This window comes from Kitasatospora sp. MAP5-34, assembly GCF_029894335.1.
In the GTDB taxonomy this organism is placed as follows: Bacteria; Actinomycetota; Actinomycetes; order Streptomycetales; family Streptomycetaceae; genus Kitasatospora.
Genome location: NZ_JARXZC010000019.1, coordinates 42,698 through 60,379, shown reverse-complemented (window position 1 = coordinate 60,379; position 17,682 = coordinate 42,698). Strand labels below are relative to the sequence as shown.

At 72.3% G+C, this 17,682-nt stretch carries 13 protein-coding genes and 1 riboswitch; of the genes, 9 read left to right on the top strand and 4 right to left on the bottom strand.

The window, feature by feature from the left end:
- Positions 1-22 precede the first annotated feature (22 nt).
- Together P3T29_RS17475 and P3T29_RS17470 are read left to right on the top strand one after the other, a co-directional pair.
- Entirely contained in the window at positions 23-1,660 is a 1,638-nt protein-coding gene (locus tag P3T29_RS17475; protein ID WP_280717413.1) for a sugar ABC transporter ATP-binding protein, read from the top strand.
- A complete protein-coding gene (locus P3T29_RS17470) occupies positions 1,657-2,694 on the top strand; it encodes an ABC transporter permease (protein WP_280717412.1) in 1,038 nt (345 codons plus the stop codon). Before P3T29_RS17475 ends, P3T29_RS17470 begins: the two co-directional genes overlap by 4 nt.
- Positions 2,695-2,746: 52 nt before the next feature.
- Here the strand turns inward: P3T29_RS17470 and P3T29_RS17465 are convergent, their stop codons facing one another.
- A complete protein-coding gene (locus P3T29_RS17465; RefSeq protein ID WP_280717411.1) occupies positions 2,747-3,214 on the bottom strand; it encodes a hypothetical protein in 468 nt (155 codons plus the stop codon).
- Positions 3,215-3,219: 5 nt separating this feature from the next.
- The gene (locus tag P3T29_RS17460) at positions 3,220-3,669 is read right to left on the bottom strand and encodes a cupredoxin domain-containing protein (RefSeq protein WP_280717410.1); all 450 of its coding nucleotides are present in this window, start codon (positions 3,667-3,669) and stop codon (positions 3,220-3,222) included.
- A gap of 219 nt (positions 3,670-3,888) precedes the next feature.
- On the opposite strand from P3T29_RS17460, the gene P3T29_RS17455 reads away from it, so the two are divergent.
- On the top strand, positions 3,889-4,569 hold the full coding sequence (locus tag P3T29_RS17455) for a transglycosylase SLT domain-containing protein (RefSeq protein ID WP_280717409.1): 681 nt from the start codon (positions 3,889-3,891) through the stop codon (positions 4,567-4,569).
- Between the two features lie 183 nt (positions 4,570-4,752).
- A riboswitch (cyclic di-AMP (ydaO/yuaA leader) is annotated at positions 4,753-4,899 on the top strand.
- A gap of 4 nt (positions 4,900-4,903) precedes the next feature.
- Positions 4,904-5,872 (top strand): transglycosylase family protein, encoded by a 969-nt coding sequence (locus P3T29_RS17450; RefSeq protein ID WP_280717408.1) that lies wholly within the window; start codon positions 4,904-4,906, stop codon positions 5,870-5,872.
- Between the two features lie 16 nt (positions 5,873-5,888).
- Here P3T29_RS17450 and P3T29_RS17445 read toward each other — a convergent pair whose 3' ends face one another.
- Entirely contained in the window at positions 5,889-8,612 is a 2,724-nt protein-coding gene (locus tag P3T29_RS17445; RefSeq protein ID WP_280717472.1) for a SpoIIE family protein phosphatase, read from the bottom strand.
- 357 nt (positions 8,613-8,969) lie between these two features.
- On the opposite strand from P3T29_RS17445, the gene P3T29_RS17440 reads away from it, so the two are divergent.
- The gene (locus P3T29_RS17440) at positions 8,970-9,869 is read left to right on the top strand and encodes a hypothetical protein (protein ID WP_280717407.1); all 900 of its coding nucleotides are present in this window, start codon (positions 8,970-8,972) and stop codon (positions 9,867-9,869) included.
- A 52-nt stretch (positions 9,870-9,921) separates the two neighbouring features.
- Here the strand turns inward: P3T29_RS17440 and P3T29_RS17435 are convergent, their stop codons facing one another.
- Complete coding sequence (locus tag P3T29_RS17435; protein ID WP_280717406.1) at positions 9,922-10,962, bottom strand: LacI family DNA-binding transcriptional regulator; 1,041 nt, start codon at positions 10,960-10,962, stop codon at positions 9,922-9,924.
- 215 nt (positions 10,963-11,177) lie between these two features.
- On the opposite strand from P3T29_RS17435, the gene P3T29_RS17430 reads away from it, so the two are divergent.
- From P3T29_RS17430 to P3T29_RS17415, 4 genes are read left to right on the top strand one after another with little or no spacing between them, the layout of a single operon-like run.
- Positions 11,178-11,966 carry an ATP-binding cassette domain-containing protein gene (locus tag P3T29_RS17430; RefSeq protein ID WP_280717405.1) on the top strand — a complete coding sequence of 263 codons (789 nt, stop codon included), beginning with the start codon at positions 11,178-11,180 and terminating at the stop codon, positions 11,964-11,966.
- On the top strand, positions 11,963-12,955 hold the full coding sequence (locus P3T29_RS17425; RefSeq protein ID WP_280717404.1) for an ABC transporter permease: 993 nt from the start codon (positions 11,963-11,965) through the stop codon (positions 12,953-12,955). Before P3T29_RS17430 ends, P3T29_RS17425 begins: the two co-directional genes overlap by 4 nt.
- A 12-nt stretch (positions 12,956-12,967) precedes the next feature.
- Positions 12,968-13,990 (top strand): ABC transporter substrate-binding protein, encoded by a 1,023-nt coding sequence (locus tag P3T29_RS17420; protein ID WP_280717403.1) that lies wholly within the window; start codon positions 12,968-12,970, stop codon positions 13,988-13,990.
- Between the two features lie 49 nt (positions 13,991-14,039).
- On the top strand, positions 14,040-17,666 hold the full coding sequence (locus tag P3T29_RS17415) for a GH92 family glycosyl hydrolase (RefSeq protein ID WP_280717402.1): 3,627 nt from the start codon (positions 14,040-14,042) through the stop codon (positions 17,664-17,666).
- Positions 17,667-17,682 lie beyond the last annotated feature (16 nt).

Here is a 17,682-nt window from a genome sequence, read left to right as displayed (position 1 = left end):
GCTCCGTGCCCAGAGGTGATCCATGACCAGCGCCGACAGCGCCCTCCCCGACCCCAGCCCCCCGACGGCACCGTCCGCCACCGGCAAGCGAACCGGTGCCAGAACCGGTGCCAGAACCGGCAGCACGGTCGGCGTCCACGGGATCACCAAACGCTTCGGCGCCGTCCAGGCGCTCAGCGGAGTCACCCTCGACTTCCCGGCCGGACAGGTGACCGCCCTGATGGGCGAGAACGGCGCCGGCAAGTCCACCCTGCTCAAGATCCTCACCGGTGACCACCAGCCCACCGAGGGCCACCTGCTGCTCGACGGCGCGCCGCTCACCCTGGGCTCCCCCGCCGACGCCCGCGCCGCCGGGATCCGGATCATCCCGCAGGAACCGGAGATCATCCCGCACGTCTCGGTCGCCGAGAACGTGTACGCGGGCTCGCTGCCGCACAAGGCGGGCCGCCGCCTGGACCGCGCCGAGCTGCGCCGCCGGATCAACGCGGACCTGGACCGGCTCGGCTTCGGCCGGGTGCTCGACCCCGATCTACTGGGTTCCGAACTCACGCCCGCCCAGCGCCAGTTGGTCGAGATCATGCGCGCCCTGACCGGCGCGGCCAAGGCGATCGCCTTCGACGAGCCGACCTCCTCGCTCTCCGAGCACGAGGTCGACGCGCTCTTCGCGCTGATCCGCCGGCTGCGCGACCAGGGCATCGCCGTCATCTACGTCTCGCACCGCATGCAGGAGATCTTCCAGCTCGCGGACCGGGTCGCGGTGCTCCGCGACGGTACGGTCGCCGGCGTACTCGACGCCGCGAACACCAGCGAGACCGAGATCGTCCGGCTGATGGTCGGCCGCGACCTGTCCACCATGTTCACCCGCGCCGACCGCACCGCCGCCGCGGCCGACGCCCGGGTCGTACTGGACGTACGGAACGTCACCACCGACGCCGTTCGCGACATCAGCCTCCAGGTCAGGGCCGGCGAGGTGGTCGGCCTGGCCGGCCTGGTCGGCGCCGGGCGCTCCGAACTGGCCCTCGCGCTGGCCGGGGACCTGCCCATCCGCAGCGGCACCGTCCGGCTGGACGGCAAGCGGCTGCGCTCGGGCCGCCCGGGCGAGGTGATCAAGGCTGGGCTGGGCCTCGCCCCCGAGGAGCGCAAGGCCCAGGCGCTCTTCCTGCACCGGACGATCCGCGACAACACCTCGCTGGTGGTGCTGGAACGGCTGCGGCGCTGGCGGTTCGTCAGGCGCTCGGCCGAGCGTGCCCTCGCCCAGGAGTTCGCCGACCGGCTGCGGGTGCGCACCCCCTCGATCGAGCAGGAGGTCCGCAAGCTCTCCGGCGGCAACCAGCAGAAGGTCGTGCTGGCCCGTTGGCTGGCCCGCAAGCCCAAGGTGCTGATCCTCGACGAGCCGACCCGAGGCATCGACGTCGGCGCCAAGGCGGAGATCTACCAGATCATCGCCGACCTGGCGAAGGAGGGCGTCGCGCTCCTCGTCATCTCGTCCGAGCTGCCCGAGGTGCTCGGCCTCGCCGACCGGATCGTCGTCATGCAGAGCGGCCGGATCACCGGCGAACTCAGCCGCGAGGAGGCTTCCGAGGAAGCCATCCTCTCCCTCGCCATGGCCGACGACCTCGTAACCTCCGCCCCCGCCCCCGTACTTGGAGAGACCGCATGAGCACCGCCACCACCGAGCCGGGCACTTCGGCCAAGAACCAGAGCCGGGTGCCCGCCCGCCGCGCCGGTTCGCTGCTCAGTGCCGTCGGAGGCCAGAACCTCAGCCTGATCGGCGGCCTCGCCGTGGTGATGGCACTCTTCGGCTCGCTGAACGCCAACTACCTCAGCTGGTCCAACATGCAGGTGATCGGCGAGGCCGTCACCATCACCGGCCTGCTGGCGGTCGTCCAGACCGTGGTCATCATCTGCGGCGGCCTGGACATCTCGGTCGGCTCCCAGGCGGGCCTGGCCTCCGTGGTCAGCGCGATGGCCTTCACCTCCGCCGGGTCCAACGCACTGCTCGGCATGGGCGCGGCCATCGGCGTCGGCGCGCTGGTCGGCGTCTTCAACGGCCTCATCATCGTCTACGGACGGGTGAACCCGACCATCGCCACCCTGGCCGGCCTCGCCGCCTACAAGGGCGTCGCGCAGCTCGTCTCCAACGGCCGGGCCCAGGGCTACGTGCTGAACGACAGCGTCTTCGTCTTCCTGGGCCGGGGCAAGATCGCCGGCCTGCCGGTGATGATCTGGATCCTCGTGCTGGTCGCGCTGGCCGTCCACCTGCTGCTCAAGTACACCGACATCGGCCGCAACATCTACGCCATCGGCGGCAACGACACGGCCGCCCGGCTCGCCGGCATCAACATCAACAAGTACCTGGTCGCCGCCTACGCCCTCACCGGCACGGTCGCCGCCATCGCGGGCATCCTGCTCACCGCCCGTACCGGGTCCGGCCAGCCGACCTCCGGCAGCGAGGGCCTGGAACTCAAGGCGATCACCGCCGCCGCGCTGGGCGGCTGCGCCCTCAAGGGCGGCAAGGGCGGCATCGGCGGCACCCTGCTGGCCGTCGCCCTGCTCGGCGCGCTGGAGAACGGCCTCACCGTCCAGGGCATCAACGACTTCTGGCAGAACGTCGCCCAGGGCGCCCTGCTGGTCGCCGCCGTGGTGATCCAGCAGCGCCGCAACGGCGAGCGGGCCGTGGGCCTACCCGCCTGACCCTCGGGGCCCTCAGGACCTCCGGTACGCCGACAGCCGGGCGGGCACATCATCACTGTGCCCGCCCGGCTGTCGGCGTTCCACGCTCCCTACCCGTCCTGCGGGACGCCAGCAGCGCGGTCAGCGCCAGCACCGCGACGGCCTGGGCCCACACGGCGGTGAGCTTGTCGGTGGACCAGACGGGTTCGTACATGTCCGGCAGCGGCCCGTGCGCACCGACGTCGACATAGCGGTAGAGCAGCAGTGCGGCGAGGCCACCGGCCGCGACCAACCAGGCGAAGGCGTCGCCGATCCGGTGGCGCCACAGCAGGACCAGCAGGACGGCCAGGCTCGCCGCCGCCGCCTCGACGCGGAACAGGTCGCCCTCGCTGACGGAGGCTGTGACCGCGTCGTACTGACCGGCGAGGCGGGCGTGCACGGCGGCGTCCACGGCGAGACCGGCGGCGGCCAGCACGCGGAGGACACCACGGACGACGGCCCGGCGCCGGTACCGGCGCCCGTTGGTTCCAGGAGTGGTCACGACGGTCAGCTGACGGTGAGGGTGCCGTGCATGAACGGGTGGATCGAGCAGCTGTAGGGGTAACTGCCTGGTTTGGTCGGGGCGGTGAAGGTCGCGGACTTACCGGCATCGATCGCGCCGGTGTCGAAGGACTTGTCCGAGGCGGTCAGGGTGTGTGCTGTGGAGTCGTTGTTGACGACGGTGACCGTCGCACCGGGCTGCACGGTGAGGGTGACCGGGCTGAAGAGGAAGTTCTTGATGCTGATCTGAGCAGCAGCACTGGTACTCGAAGCCGCAGCGGAGGACCCTGACGCGGAGGCAGCAGCGGAGATGCTCGGGGTGGCCGAGGCAGTACCCGATCCGCTGGAGCTGCTCGAGCACGCGCTGACCGCGAGGGTGAGCAGCAGGGCGCCGAAGGCCAGGCGCAACCGGGCAGCGGTTGTAGCCCCCGAGCGGTCGGTGTGTGCTGCGAGCATGATGCCCCGTCTCGTTTCCCGGCCCGCTTCCTGTTTACGGGCCCACCAATCACACGTTCGGTGCCCGACCCCCTCCCGGATTGCCGATCGAGCCCGAAACACCCGGTGTTCACCCACTCGGGTGGCGCGCACTGGGCGGAACGGGCCCACCACCGACCGAGTCCGCCGCCACGCCGGATCGGGCAGGATGGGCAGCATCGATTCCCGGGGAGGCACGTGGTGGGCCCGCAACGGAAGTACGGACGGGCGCTGGCCCTGGTGGTGGCTGTGGTCGCCGTCTGGCTCGTGGCACGCGGCGGTCACACCCCCGCGCACCCCGGTACGGGTGCCACGCCCCAATCACCCACGCCGACCGCCGACCGGAGCGCGGCACCCAGTCCGTCCGCCTCGAACTCGAAGTGGAGCGACTCCTACGACCCGGCGCACTTCGCCACCCAGGTCCGCACCCGGGCGGGCCAGGCGGGCATCGACCCGCGCCTGCTGATGGCGATCCTCTACAACGAGGACTACAAGCCGCACGACCCCCAACTCGAACGCGCCTGGCAGCGGCTCAAACCGGATTCCGCCTTCGGCATCGCCAACATGCACCGGGCGGCGTTCGACGAGACCAAGCAGGGCCACGACTTCGCCACCCGCAACTGGGACGAGCTGCCCGACGACCCGGACCTCGCGATCGAGGCTGCGGCCTGGTACCTGCACGACCTCGCCGACCAACTCCCCGCACACCGCTCAGCGCCGTTCAACGAGGACGAGTTGCTCGCGCTGGGCTACAACACCGGCGCCGGGAACATGCTGGCGTTCGCCCGTGGTGTGACACCGGGTTCGGCGGCGCGCTCCTACCTGGACCGTCTGCATGAGAACCTCACCAAGGCCGATGCGGCCCTGAGCGCGACGGGTTGACGGGATCTGACCCAACCCGGTCGGAGTGACCCGGTGTCACGCGCGCCGGATCTCGTGATGATTATGTGACGTTCAGGATGCGGGCTTGTTATCCGAGTGATGATCCCTCTAGTCTCCCAGCAGCCCGCCGATGCGGGCGCCCGGTGCGCGGCACGCCAAACCCTGCCCACCGCTCACACCGGGACCACGAACAGACCCCTGGGCAGGGGCGGGGGACCCAGGTTTCATCGCCGTCCCCACGGCTTGGGGTGAAGCCGCGCTTGCCGCGCGGCCGGGCCACCTCTCGGTCCGAACCCGACAGCTCACCTCGTAGGCGTGCGGAGAGGGACATCTGATGGTCTTTTCGGGCTCCGGACGTCATCGTCGCCCCACCCAGACCGACCGGGCGGTCGCCGTCGCCGGCGCTGCGGGCGTCGGCCTGGCACTGCCACTGCTCACCGCCGCCGGGGCGCACGCCGTACCGGTCTCCACCTGGGACTCCGTCGCCCAGTGCGCGAGCGGCGGCGACTGGACCGCGAACCCCGGCGACGGGGGCTACGGCGGCCTGCACCTGTCCCTGCGCACCTGGGACGCCAACGGCGGCGACCAGTACGCGGTCCAGCCCGACCACGCGACCAAGGCCCAGCAGATCGCGGTGGCCGAGAGGGTACTCGCCGCCCAGGGCCCGACCGTCTGGCCCAGCTGCGTGACCACGGGCGGCCTCACCGTCCAGAGCCCGGCCGCACAGAGCCCCGCTGCACAGAGCCCCGCCTTCCAGAGCCCCGACGCCCAGAGTCAGGCCCCCCAAACCCCCCAGACCGCCACCGCACCGACCACCGGCGCACCGGCGACCACTGCCTCGCCCAGCATCCCGACAGCCACCCCGGTCACCCCGGTCACCCCGGCTCCGGTGACCGTGCCGAGCACGCCCACCACGCCCAGCACGCCTCCTGGGGTTCAAACCCCCCAGTACCCCGCCGCGCCCACCGCCCCGGCCCCGACCCTCGCGGCCCCCACCACCGCCCCCGGCGTACCCACCACACCCACCACCCCGGTGTCCCCGCTCCCAGCCCAGCCCACCCCCGGCACCCCTGCGGCCACCACCCCCGCGCCCGTCTCCCAAGCGCAGGCCCCGGCCGCCGCGCCGGCCCCGGGCGCCCCGGGCATCGCGAGCGACTACACCGTCGTCCGCGGCGACACGCTGTCCGGCATCTCCGACAGCCACCACCTCGGCGGCTGGCAGCACGTCTACCAGGAGAACCGGTCCGTCGTCGGTGGCAACCCCAACCTGATCCTCCCGGGCCAGTCGCTCCACCTGGGCTGATCCACACCCTTCGGTCCTACCCGAGCAACTGCTCGGTCCAGATCACCTTGCCGGCCGCCGTGTAGCGGGTGCCCCAACGCTCGGCGAGCTGGGCGACCAGGAAGAGCCCGCGCCCGCCCTCGTCCGTCGTCGCGGCGTAGCGGAGGTGCGGGGCGGTGCTGCTGGTGTCGGAGACCTCGCAGATCAGGGTGCGGTCGAGGAGCAGGCGGACCCTGATCGGCTCCGAGCCGTAACGGATGGCATTGGTGACGAGCTCGCTGAGAATCAGCTCGGTCACGAACGACGCCTCGTCCAGCCCCCACCCGGACAGCTGCCTGCTGACCGCCGCCCGGACGCCCGACACGGCCGCCGGGTCGGCCGGCACGTCCCACTCCGCGATCCGGTCGGCCGGCAGGACCCGGGTGCGGGCGACGAGCAGCGCGATGTCGTCCGTCTGGCGGGCGGGCAGCAGGGCTGCGATCACCGCCTCGCAGGTCTCGTCGGGCGTCCGGGCGGCTCCCCCATCGGGCCCCCCATCCGGGGGACCCGACTGGAGCGAGCTGCGGAGCAGTTCGAGGCCGTCGTCGAGGTCCCGTTCACGGTCCTCGACCAGTCCGTCGGTGTAGAGCACCAGGCGACTGCCCTCGGCCAGCCGGATCTCGGCCGTCGAGAACGGCAGACCGCCGATGCCGAGCGGCGGGCCGGCCGGGATCTCCGGGAACTCCACCGTGCCGTCGGGGTGGACCAGTACGGGCGGCGGGTGGCCCGCCCGGGCGATGGTGCACAGGCGCGAGACCGGGTCGTAGATGGCGTACAGACAGCTGGCCCCCGTGACGTCGTCGCCCGGACCGGCCGCCGTCTGGTCCTGGTCGATGCGGTTGACCAGGTCGTCGAGGTGTCCCAGGAGTTCGTCCGGCGGCAGGTCGAGCGTCGAGAAGTTGTGCACCGCCGTGCGCAGCCGTCCCATCGTGGCGGCGGCGTGCAGACCGTGGCCGACCACGTCGCCGACCACCAGTGCGACCCGCGCACCCGGCAGCGGGATGACGTCGAACCAGTCCCCGCCCACCCCGGCCTGGGCGGGCAGGTACCGGTACGCGGCCTCGACCGCGTTCTGCTGGGGCAGGCCGTGCGGCAGCAGACTGTGCTGGAGGGTCACGGCCATCGCGTGCTCGCGGGTGTAACGGCGGGCGTTGTCGATGCAGACGGCCGCGCGGGCGGTCAGCTCCTCGGCGAGCGAGAGGTCGTCCTCGTCGAAGCGTTCCGACCGGTCCGAGCGCCAGAACTTGGCCATCCCCAGCAGCACGCCCCGGGCCAGCACCGGGACCCGGACCACCGAGTGGATGCCGTACTCGACGACCCGCGCGGCCCGTTCGGGGTCCTGCACCTTCCAGTCACTGGAGGAGGCGAGGTCGGAGTCGAAGACGGCCTGCCCGGTCCCCAGGCTCCAGGCCTGCGGCGTGGCGGGGAGCAGCGTGATGGCCTCACCGACCGGGTAGAGCGGCACGTCGTCGCGGATGCCGTGGACCGCGACCCGGCGCATCCGGCCGGCGTCGTCGAGGCGGGCCTCCGCACCGGCCAGCACGGGTTCGGCGAGGTCGACGGTGACGAAGTCGGCGAACCTCGGGACGGCCACCTGCGCGAGCTCCTCGGCCGTGCGCGTCACGTCGAGGGTGGTGCCGATGGCCACGCTGGCGTCGTACAGAAGTTTGAGGCGTCTTCGGGCGGACGCGGCCTTTCCGGAGAGCGCGTGCAGCTCGGTGGAGTCCCGCAGGGTCGCCACGCTGCCGGGCGGCCCGCCGTTGCGATCGGTGGGCCGGATGTTGACCAGCAGCAGCCGGTCCCCGGCGAGCACCATCTCGTCGCTGACCGTCCGTCCCGAGGCCAGCAGTTCGGCCACCTCGGGGTCGAGGCCGAGCTCGCGGCCGTGCTCCGGACCATGCTCCCGGCCGTTCAAGCCGCCCTTCAGGTCGACCTTCACGCCGCCCGGATCGCGGGCCAGGTCGGTGACGTAGCGTCCCTCGGCGTTCGCGGGCAGCTCCAGCAGGCGGCGCGCCTCGTCGTTGGCGAGCAGCAGCCGGCCGTCCCCGCCGACGATGAGCACGCCCTCACGGACCGCGTGCAGCACCGCGTCGTGGTGCTCGTACATCCGGGTCATCTCGGACGGGCCGAGGCCGCGCGTCTGGCGCAGCAGGCGTCTGCTGGCGAGGGCCGTACCGACCGTCGCCAGCACGAGGGCGGCGGCCGCCGCGCCGACCAGCAGCGGCAGCTGACGGTCGACGACCCCGCTGACCTTGCTGATCGTGATCCCGGCGGAGACCGCGCCGACCACCGTGCCGTTGGCGTCGGGGACCGGGACGATGGCCTGGACGAGCGGTCCGATGGTGCCGGTGATCTGCTCAGTGACCACCTGGCCGTGCAGGGCCGGTTCGTAGTTGCCGACGAACTTCTTCCCGATCCGGTCCGGGTTCGGGTGGGTGTAGCGGATGCCGTCGGTGTTCAGCACGACGATGAAGTCCACTCCGGACGCCATCCGGGCGGCCTCCGCCTTCGGCTGGAGGATCGCGGTGGGGTTCGGGGATCGCAGGGCGTCCACGATGCCCGGCGAGTTGGCGAAGGTCTGGGCGACGGCGACCGAGCGGCTGGTGGCCTCCTGGGTGCTGTCGCGCCGCGACTGCAGAACGAGTGCCAGCACCGCCGCCACGACGAGCAGCAACACCACGACCACCTGCAGCGCGAAGACCTGACCGGCGACACTGCGAATGCCCCGGACGGGGCGTCGGCGCCGGTCGGTGGGCGGGGACGCCGAGGATCGGACCGTCAACCGGACCATGAGGCTATGTCTACCCCGATTGGCCCCGGGAGGCCAACGCGCTGGACCGACCGGCAGATGGTGGGCGGATGAAGGAGCGGCGGTCGGGCCGAGTCTGGGCGGTGCCGACGATGGGGGCACCTCCCGGCCGAAGGCTGGGGGAGACAGCCCGGGCGTCGCGACGCCGCCCACCATCTGCCGGTCGGTCTTAGACCGTCCGGCTCGGTTCCGGCCGGTTGCCGCTTCGCCGCGCGCCTGGCTGGTGATCCTGCGTGACGGGGGGTTCAGGTCTCAGCCGAAAGGACATTCATGCGCAGTCAGGTACTCAGGCGCGGTTCGAGGATGGCAGCCGTCGCCGCCCTCGCCTTCCTCACGACGATCGGCGGATCGGGCGCGGCCGTCGCCGGCCCGCCCGGGGACGCCCCGATCGAGGTGTCGCTGGGCGCGGCGGGCATCCAGGCTCCGGGCAGCCATGACGGTGGTCCGGTCAGCTTCCGGGTGAAGACCGACGACCCGGCCGGTCGTCAGTTGCAGGTCATCCGGCCGCACCTGGGCGTGTCGATCGACCAGGTGCTGCACGACCTGGCCGACGCGGTCAGCAACACACCCGCCACCGCCGCAGCCGGGATCCGCGCGGTCGAGGGCGAGGCGGAGGCGCTCGGCGGGGCCTTCGTCACCCCGCAGGCCCCCGAGGAGTTCACCCAGGAGATCTCGGACGGGCCGGTCTACCTGCTGGACTTCACGGCCTTCCTCGCCAACCCCACCGAGCCAGTGCTGAAGTCCCTCGAACTGTGCGGCTCGAACGGCCGCCACCTGGCGCACTTCCCGCACGGCATCGTGATCCAGCGCGAGACCACCGCCGGACCGCGCTTCGAGGCCGAAGACGTGGACCGCGCCAACGGGGCCATCCTGGTGCACAATGCGGCGCCCGAGCTGCACGAGATGGAGCTCCAGCCGGTGGCCCCCGGCACGACCGACGCCCAGATCCAGGCGTACTTCGACGCGATCGCCCACGGCACGACGCCGCCGCCGGCGCCGTTCACCGGGCCGCCCGCAGGCCTCAGCGCCATCTCGCCCGACCACACCGTGCTGCTCGAGACCCACGGACTGCAGCCGGGCACCTACGTGCTGCTCTGCTTCGTGCCCGATGACCAGCTCGGGATTCCGCACGCCTTCCTCGGCATGCACCAGGTCGTCCAGCTCCACTGATTCGGGCCTCCCAGGGGCGCGGGGTTCCACCTCGCGCCCCTACCGACCCCCGTCACGGACCGGCTGTGAGTTCGCCGCTGCCCCGGGGGATGAGGCGGGTCGGGAGTTCGATCCGCTGGGGGCGGCCGTGCTCGCCGCCCAGGCGGCGGAAGAGCAGTTCGGCGGCCGTCCGGCCGAGCCGGGCCGGGTCCTGGGCGACGACGGTGACCGGGGTCGCGAGCAGGTCCGCCAGCTCGAAGTCGTCGAAACCCACGAGAGCCGGGCGCTGCTGGCGGGTTCCGAGCTCGCGCAGGACGGCGACGCTGGTGCGGTTGTTGCCGCAGACCAGCGCGGTGACCGGTCGGCGGCCGGAGAGCATCCGGTCCAGGGCGAGCCGGATGCCGACCGGGTCGGGCGTCCCCATCGAGACCCAGTTCCTGCCGACGGGGTGTCCGGCGGCCGCCATCGCCTGCCGGTAGCCGAGCAGCCGCTCGGCGGCGGTGAAGATCCCCGGTGCGTCGCCGAGGTACCCGATCCGGCGGTGGCCCTGTCTGAGCAGGTGTTCGACGCCCGTCCGGCTGCCGCCCCGGTTGTCGCTGAGCACGGTGTCCGCCGCGAGGCCCGCGACCGGCCGGTCGACCGCGACCACGGCCGTGCCCGCCGCCATCTCCAGGGCCAGGTACCCGTGGTCGGCGGCGGTCGGGACGATGATCAGACCGTCCGCCCGCCTGGCGCAGAACGCGAGCGCCAACTCCCGTTCACGCTCGGGGTCCTCCGCCGACGATCCGGTGAAGAGCAGTGATCCGTGTGCCCGGGCCACCTCCTCGACCGCCCGGTTCAGCAGGGAGTAGAACGGGTCCGAGACGTCCTCGACGATGAGTCCGACACTGCCCGTACGGCGCCCCTGGCGCAGCAGCCGGGCGCCGTCGTTGCGCCGGAAGCCGAGCTGCGCGACGGCCAGCCGGACGCGCTCCGCCGTCTCCTCGCGCACGCCCGGCTCGCCGTTGACCACCCGGGAGACGGTCTTCAGCCCGACGCCGGCGACGGCCGCCACGTCCTTCATCGTCGGCCGTCCCGCCGTCTCCGGTGCGGGCCGTCCCAGCTCGTCGGGCATCTGACGCCACCTCGGGACTGACAACGTTGTCGAGCGCTTCCGGGAGTGTAGCCCTCCGGCGGACGGCTCATCAGTCAAACGGCTTGTGCTGATGAGTACTTGAGTGACGTATGGGCCGGAGGAGTTACGGACCGAACCCTTGACAGCAGCCGACGGCGCATGAGTACATGCCAAGCGCGACAACGTTGTCGGTGCGGCGACGCGAGGAGGGAACAGTGCCCGAACCCCTGCTGGAGGCGCGCGGGTTGGTCAAGACGTACGGTCAGGTGGAGGCGCTGAGCGGGGCGAACTTCGCCGTGTACCCGGGCGAGGTGGTGGCGCTGGTCGGTGACAACGGCGCCGGGAAGTCGACCCTGGTCAAAACACTCGTCGGAGCGGTCACCCCGGACGGCGGGCAGATCCTGCTCGACGGGCGGCCGACGTCGTTCGGCAGCCCCCGGGACGCGCAGGCACTCGGTATCGAGACCGTCTACCAGGACCTGGCGCTGGCCGCCGATCTGGACGCGGCGGCCAACCTGTTCCTGGGCCGGGAGCAGCTGCGCGGCGGGCTGCTCGGCGCGCTCGGGGTGCTGGACAAGCGGGCGATGCGCGACCGCGCCGTCGAGGCGTTCGCCGAACTCGGCGTCCAGCTGGGGGACATCGGCGCCCCGGTGGCCACGCTCTCCGGCGGGCAGCGGCAGAGCGTGGCCATCGCGCGCTCGGTGGCCTGGGCCTCCCGGGTGGTCTTCATGGACGAGCCGACCGCCGCGCTCGGGGTGGTCCAGCGCGGGCGGGTGCTGGACCTGGTCCGGCGGGTCCGGGACCGAGGGGTCTCGGTCGTGCTGATCAGCCACAACATGCCCGAGGTGCTGTCGGTGGCCGACCGGGTCGAGGTGCTGCGGCTGGGCCGCCGGGTCGCGCGGTTCGAGGCGGCCGAGACCTCGCTGGAGGAGTTGGTCGCCGCGATGACCGGCGCGATGGACGGCGCGCCACCGAACGAGGAGAACGAGGGGGACGCGGCATGAACCACGCACGCGAGGCACTGAGGCGGCTGCGGGGCCAGAACACCGTGTGGACCTTCCTGGTCCTGGCCGTCCTCGTCCTGGTCTTCTCGATACTGCGGCCGAACGCCTTCGCCACCGTCTTCGAGTTCCGCAGCATCGCGACCGAATCGGCGATCCTGGTACTGCTCGCGGTCGGCCAGACCTTCGTCATCGTCACCGCCGGGATCGACCTCTCGGTCGGCTCGGTGCTGATCTTCTCCGGCGTGGTCGCGGTGCGGACGATGAACGCCCTGGACAGCGGCCCGCACGCGGGCTGGGGGGTGATCGCCGCCGGTACCGGCGCGGGCCTGGCGGCGGGGCTCGGCTGGGGCGCGCTCAACGGGTTCCTGATCGCCAAGGCCAAGGTGCCGCCGCTGATCGTCACGCTCGGGACGCTGGGCATGGCGCTGGGGTTCGGCCAGATCCTCACCCACGGCATCGACATCGGCAACGTGCCCTCGGCGCTCGCCGACACGGTCGGCAGCGGCAGCGTGCTGGGCATCCCCTGGCTGATCGTCGTCGCCGTCCTGGTGGTGGCCGCCGCCGCGTCCGGGCTCGCACTGACCCGGTTCGGCCGGTACACCCGGGCGATCGGCTCCAACGCCGAGGCCGCCGGACGGGTCGGCATCCGGGCGGACCGGCACCTGATCAAGGTCTACGCGCTCTCCGGCCTGCTCGCCGGTCTCGCGGGAGTGCTGAACCTGGCCCACTTCAGCAGCACCACCCTGACCAGCGGCACCCAGGACAACCTGAACGCCATCGCCGCCGTCGTCCTCGGCGGCACCAGCCTGTTCGGCGGCACCGGCTCGGTGATCGGGACGGTCATCGGCGTCTTCATCCCGGCGGTGCTGGAGAGCGGCTTCGCCATCCTTCAGGTCCAGTCGTTCTGGCAGACCGTCGCGGTGGGCGCCGTGCTGGTGGCCGCCGTCTACTCCGACCAGCTGCGCCGCCGCAGACGCCAACAGGCTTGACAGCCAGACCAGTTGATCCAGAACTCCGGCTACTTCGAGATCCAGGAGACCGACGTGCCCCCGAGAAACCTCCTTGTGACCGGCGCGGTCGCCGTGCTCGCGCTGGCCGCGATCGCCGGTTGCGACAGCAGCAGCGGGTCGTCCGGCGGAGCCCCGAGCATCGCGTTCGTGGCGGGCAAGACCGGCGACCCGTTCTACATCACGATGAAGTGCGGGGCGAGCGCCGAGGCGAAGAAGCTCGGCTACCGCTTCAGCGCCACCGGCTCGGCCGACTGGAGTGTCCCCGAGCAGGTCGGCGTGGTGAACAGCGTCACCGCCAACCGCCCGGGCGGCGTACTGATCTCCCCGGTGGACCCCAACTCGCTGGCCGTGCCGGTCAAGACCCTCCAGCAGGCCGGGGCCAAGGTCGCGATCGTGGACACCTCGCTGACCGACGCCTCGATCGGCGTCACCCACATCTCCTCGAACAACCTCCAGGGCGGCGGGCAGGCCGCCGACACCATGGGCCAACTCGTCGGCGCCACAGGCGAGATCGCCGTGCTGACACCCGACCTCACCACCACGACCACCAACGCCCGGATCGACGGCTTCAAGCAGGAGCTCGCCGCCAAGTACCCGGGGCTGAAGCTCGACGACGTCCGCCAGGTCGGCGACACGGCCCAGGGCGCGGCCTCCGCCGTCGGCGACGAACTGTCCGCGCACCCCGCCCTGGCCGGGATCTTCACCGCCAACTCGCAGACCGGGGAGGGCGTCGGCACCGGCCTGAAGAACGCTGGCAAGCAGGGCAAGGTCAAGGTGGTGTCGTTCGACGCCGGCCCGCAGCAGGTCCAGGCGCTGGAGAGCGGCGCGGTGGACGCGCTGATCTCCCAGGACCCGTACGGGATCGGGCAGCAGGCCGTCGATCAGCTGGGCAACGCGATCGGGAAGAAGCCGGTCACCGACAACATCCGGACCAACCTGGCCAGCATCACCCGGGACAACCTGCACGACCCGGCCACCGCCCGGTTCCTCTACAAGGCCGACTGCAACTCCTGAATCGCCCCGACCAGTTCGAAGCTCTCGAAGCTCCGGAAGAGGTGGCCGTTTGTCCCGCGCCCTACTGCGCACCCGTGTCCTCGTACTCGCGGGTGCCGTCATCGCAGCGCTTAGCCTCACCCCCGCCGCGCACGCGGCGGGCCTCGCACCGGCCGCCGTCGCCGACCCCGCCTCGTTGGTCGACCCGTTCGCCGGGACCGGCAGCGGCGGTGGCGTGGTCGGGCAGGTGGACACCTTTCCCGGCGCCGACGTGCCGTTCGGCATGGTGCAGTGGAGTCCTGACACACCGTCACGTCCACCCGGCGGCGGCTACAACATCGAGGACTCCTCGATCTCCGGCTTCAGCCTCACCCACCTGTCCGGGCCGGGCTGCGGCATCGCCGGGGACTTCCCGTTCCTCCCGCTGACCGGACCGCTCCCCGCCGACCCGAGTTCGGCGACCGCGCCCTTCGACCACGCGGCGGAGACCGCCCACCCGGGCTCGTACGCGACCACCGCCGGTGGCGTACGCACCGAGCTGGCCACCACCGCGCGTACCGGGGTGGCGCGCTTCGACTTCCCCGCGACCGACCAGGCCCGCCTGCTGGTGAAGGCCGCCGGCAGCGAGAACGGCGGCTCGGCGGCGGCCTTCCAGGCCGTCGGCGACCGTGAGATCACCGGGTCCGTCACCAGCGGTCACTTCTGCGGCCAGTCGGACACCTATACCGTGCACTTCGCCGCCCGCTTCGACCGCCCGTTCACCACCTCCGGCACCTGGGGCGGCCAGACCGCGTCCGCCGTCCGGGTAGCCGCCGGCAGCAGCAGCGTGGCCGTCAGCGGCGTCCAGCGCCCGGCAGCCGCGAAGGCCGCCCCGGCGAGCCCGCAGACCGGCGTGGTGGCGGGCGGCTGGCTGACCTTCGACACCCGGGCCAACCCCGCCATCGGCATGCAGGTCGCCGTCTCGTACGTCAGCGTCCAGGGCGCCGAGGCCAACCTCGCTGCCGAGGCCCGTAGTTGGGATGTCGGCAAGGTCGCCGCGCAGGGCAAGGAGCTCTGGAACCGCCAGCTGCGCAAGCTGTCCGTCGCCGGTGGCACCCGTGCCCAGCAAGCCACCTTCTACACCGCGCTCTACCACTCCCTGCTGCACCCGAACCTGTTCAGCGACGCCGACGGCCGGTATCCGGGCTTCGACGGCGCCGTCCACACCGCCGCGCCGGGCCATGCCCAGTACGCCAACGTCTCGGGCTGGGACGTCTACCGCTCGCAGATCCCGCTGCTCGCCCTGCTCGCGCCGGACGAGACCAGCGACATCGCCACCTCACTCCTGAACGACGCGGACCAGGGCGGCTGGCTGCCCAAGTGGCCGGTGGCCAACGGCTATACGGGCGTCATGAACGGCGACGCGGCGGACCCGATCCTGGCGAGCGCCTACGCCTTCGGCGCGCGCGGCTTCGACGCGCGGCACGCGCTACGGGCCATGGTGCACGGTGCGGAGGACACCACCAGCACCCCCGGGCAGGGCTGGTACGTCGAACGCCCGCACGGCGCCGACTACTTGAGCCGGGGCTACGTACCCAACGTCGGCTCCGACTCGATCAGCCCGGTACCCAACGGCGCCTCGGAGACGCTGGAGTACGCGCTCGCCGACTTCTCGGTCGGCCAACTCGCCTCCTCCCTCGGCGAGTCGGAGACCGCCGCGCGCTTCCGGCAGCGCTCGCAGAACTGGGCGAACCTCTTCGACACCGCCACCGGGTACCTGCGCCCGCGTGACGCCGACGGGGCCTTCCCGCCCGGCGCGCCCGTGCAGACCAGCGGCGGCTTCGGACAGAGCGGCTTCCAGGAGGGCAATGCGGCCCAGTACACCTGGCTGGTGCCGCAGAACCTGCGGGCGCTGATCGACGGGATGGGCGGCGACCAGGCGGCGGCCGCCCGGCTCGACGACTACTTCACCCAGCTCAACGCGGGCCCGAACCTGCCGTACCACTGGCAGGGCAACGAGCCCGCCTTCGGGACCCCCTGGGCGTACGACAGCGCCGGGCAGCCCTGGCAGACCCAGGCCACCGTCCGGAAGATCATGGACACCCTGTACGTCCTCGGCCCCGGCGGCGAGCCGGGCAACGACGACCTCGGGGCGATGAGCTCCTGGTACGTGTGGGCCGCGCTCGGCCTCTACCCGCAGACCCCGGGCGTGCCGATGCTGGTGGTCGGCAGCCCACTCTTCCCGCACGCGGTGATCCACCGCGCGCACGACCGCGACCTGACGGTCGACGCCACCGGCGCCGGGGACACCTACGTCCAGCACCTCGCCGTGGACGGCCGCACCTCCTCGCACACCTGGGTCGACATCGACCGCGTACACCAGCTCGACTTCACCCTCGGCACCTCCCCCGACACCCGGTGGGGCAGCCGCCCGGAGGACGCCCCGCCCTCCTTCGGCGCCGGCAAGGCGGTGTTCCCGCCGACCACCCGCGCCTCGCTGACCACCGACCCCGGTCAGGTCCGGTTCGCCCCCGGCGGCAGCACGACCGTCGCCGTCAAGGTCGACAACACGGCCGGGAGCACGCCCGCCACCGTCACCTGGCAGGCCGACACCCCGGCCGGCCTGACGGCGGGCCCGGCCGGCGCGACGGTCACCGCGCCGCCCGGCGCCACCGTCCCGACCGCCGTCACCCTGAACGCCACCGCCGGCCTCGCCACCGGCTACTACCAGGTCGGGATCACCGCGCACGCCGCGAACGGCGCGGTGCTCGCCCGGACCCACCTGCTGGTCACCGTCGCGCAGCCGGGCCAGGCCATCCCGACCGCCTACGTCTCCAACTACAGCGACAACACGGTCACTCCGGTGGACACCCGCACCCGGAACGCCGGGCCGCCGATCCCGGTCGGCAGCGGGCCCGACGGCATGGCCACCGCCGCCGCGCGGCTGTTCGTCGCGAACAACAACACCAACGACGTCACGGTGGTCGACCTCGCCACCAACGCCGTGACCGCGACCGTCAAGGTCGGCGGTACGGCAGCCGACGTCGCGCCGACGCCGGACGGGAAGACCGTCTGGGTCAGCAACTTCGGCGACGGCACGGTCCAGCCCATCGACACCGCGACCCTCACCGCAGGGGCTCCGGTCAAGGTCGGCGGCCAGCCCGAACGGCTGCGGATCCGCCCCGGCGGCGGCGAGCTGTGGGTCGCCGACCAGGGCGACGGCACGGTCAGCGTGGTGAACCTCGCGACCAGGGCCGTGACCAGGACCGTCCCGGTGGGGGCCGCGCCGTTCGGCATCGCGTTCACCCCCGACGGCAGCCGCGCGTACGTCAGCAACAACGGCTCGGGGACGGTGTCCGTGATCGACACCGGTACGTACACGGCCGTGGCCACCGTGCCGGTCGGCTCCGGCCCCGAGTACGTGGCCGTCGCACCGGACGGGAAGACCGCCTACGTCGCGGCGAGCGGGCCGGGCGGCGTCACGCCGATCGAGACCGCGACCGGTACGCCCGGAGCGCTGATCCCCACCGGCGGCGGCGCGTACGCGCTGGCCTTCGCCCCGAACTCGCCGAAATCCCCGAACTCGCCCGACGGCGGCCTGCTCTGGACGGTGGACTCCAACGTCAACGACATCCGGCCGGTGGACCCGGCCACCGGCACCGCAGGCCCGCCGATCACCGTCGGCAACGTACCCGACGGCATCGCCGTCACCGGCTGAACTCCCCTACCCAGGA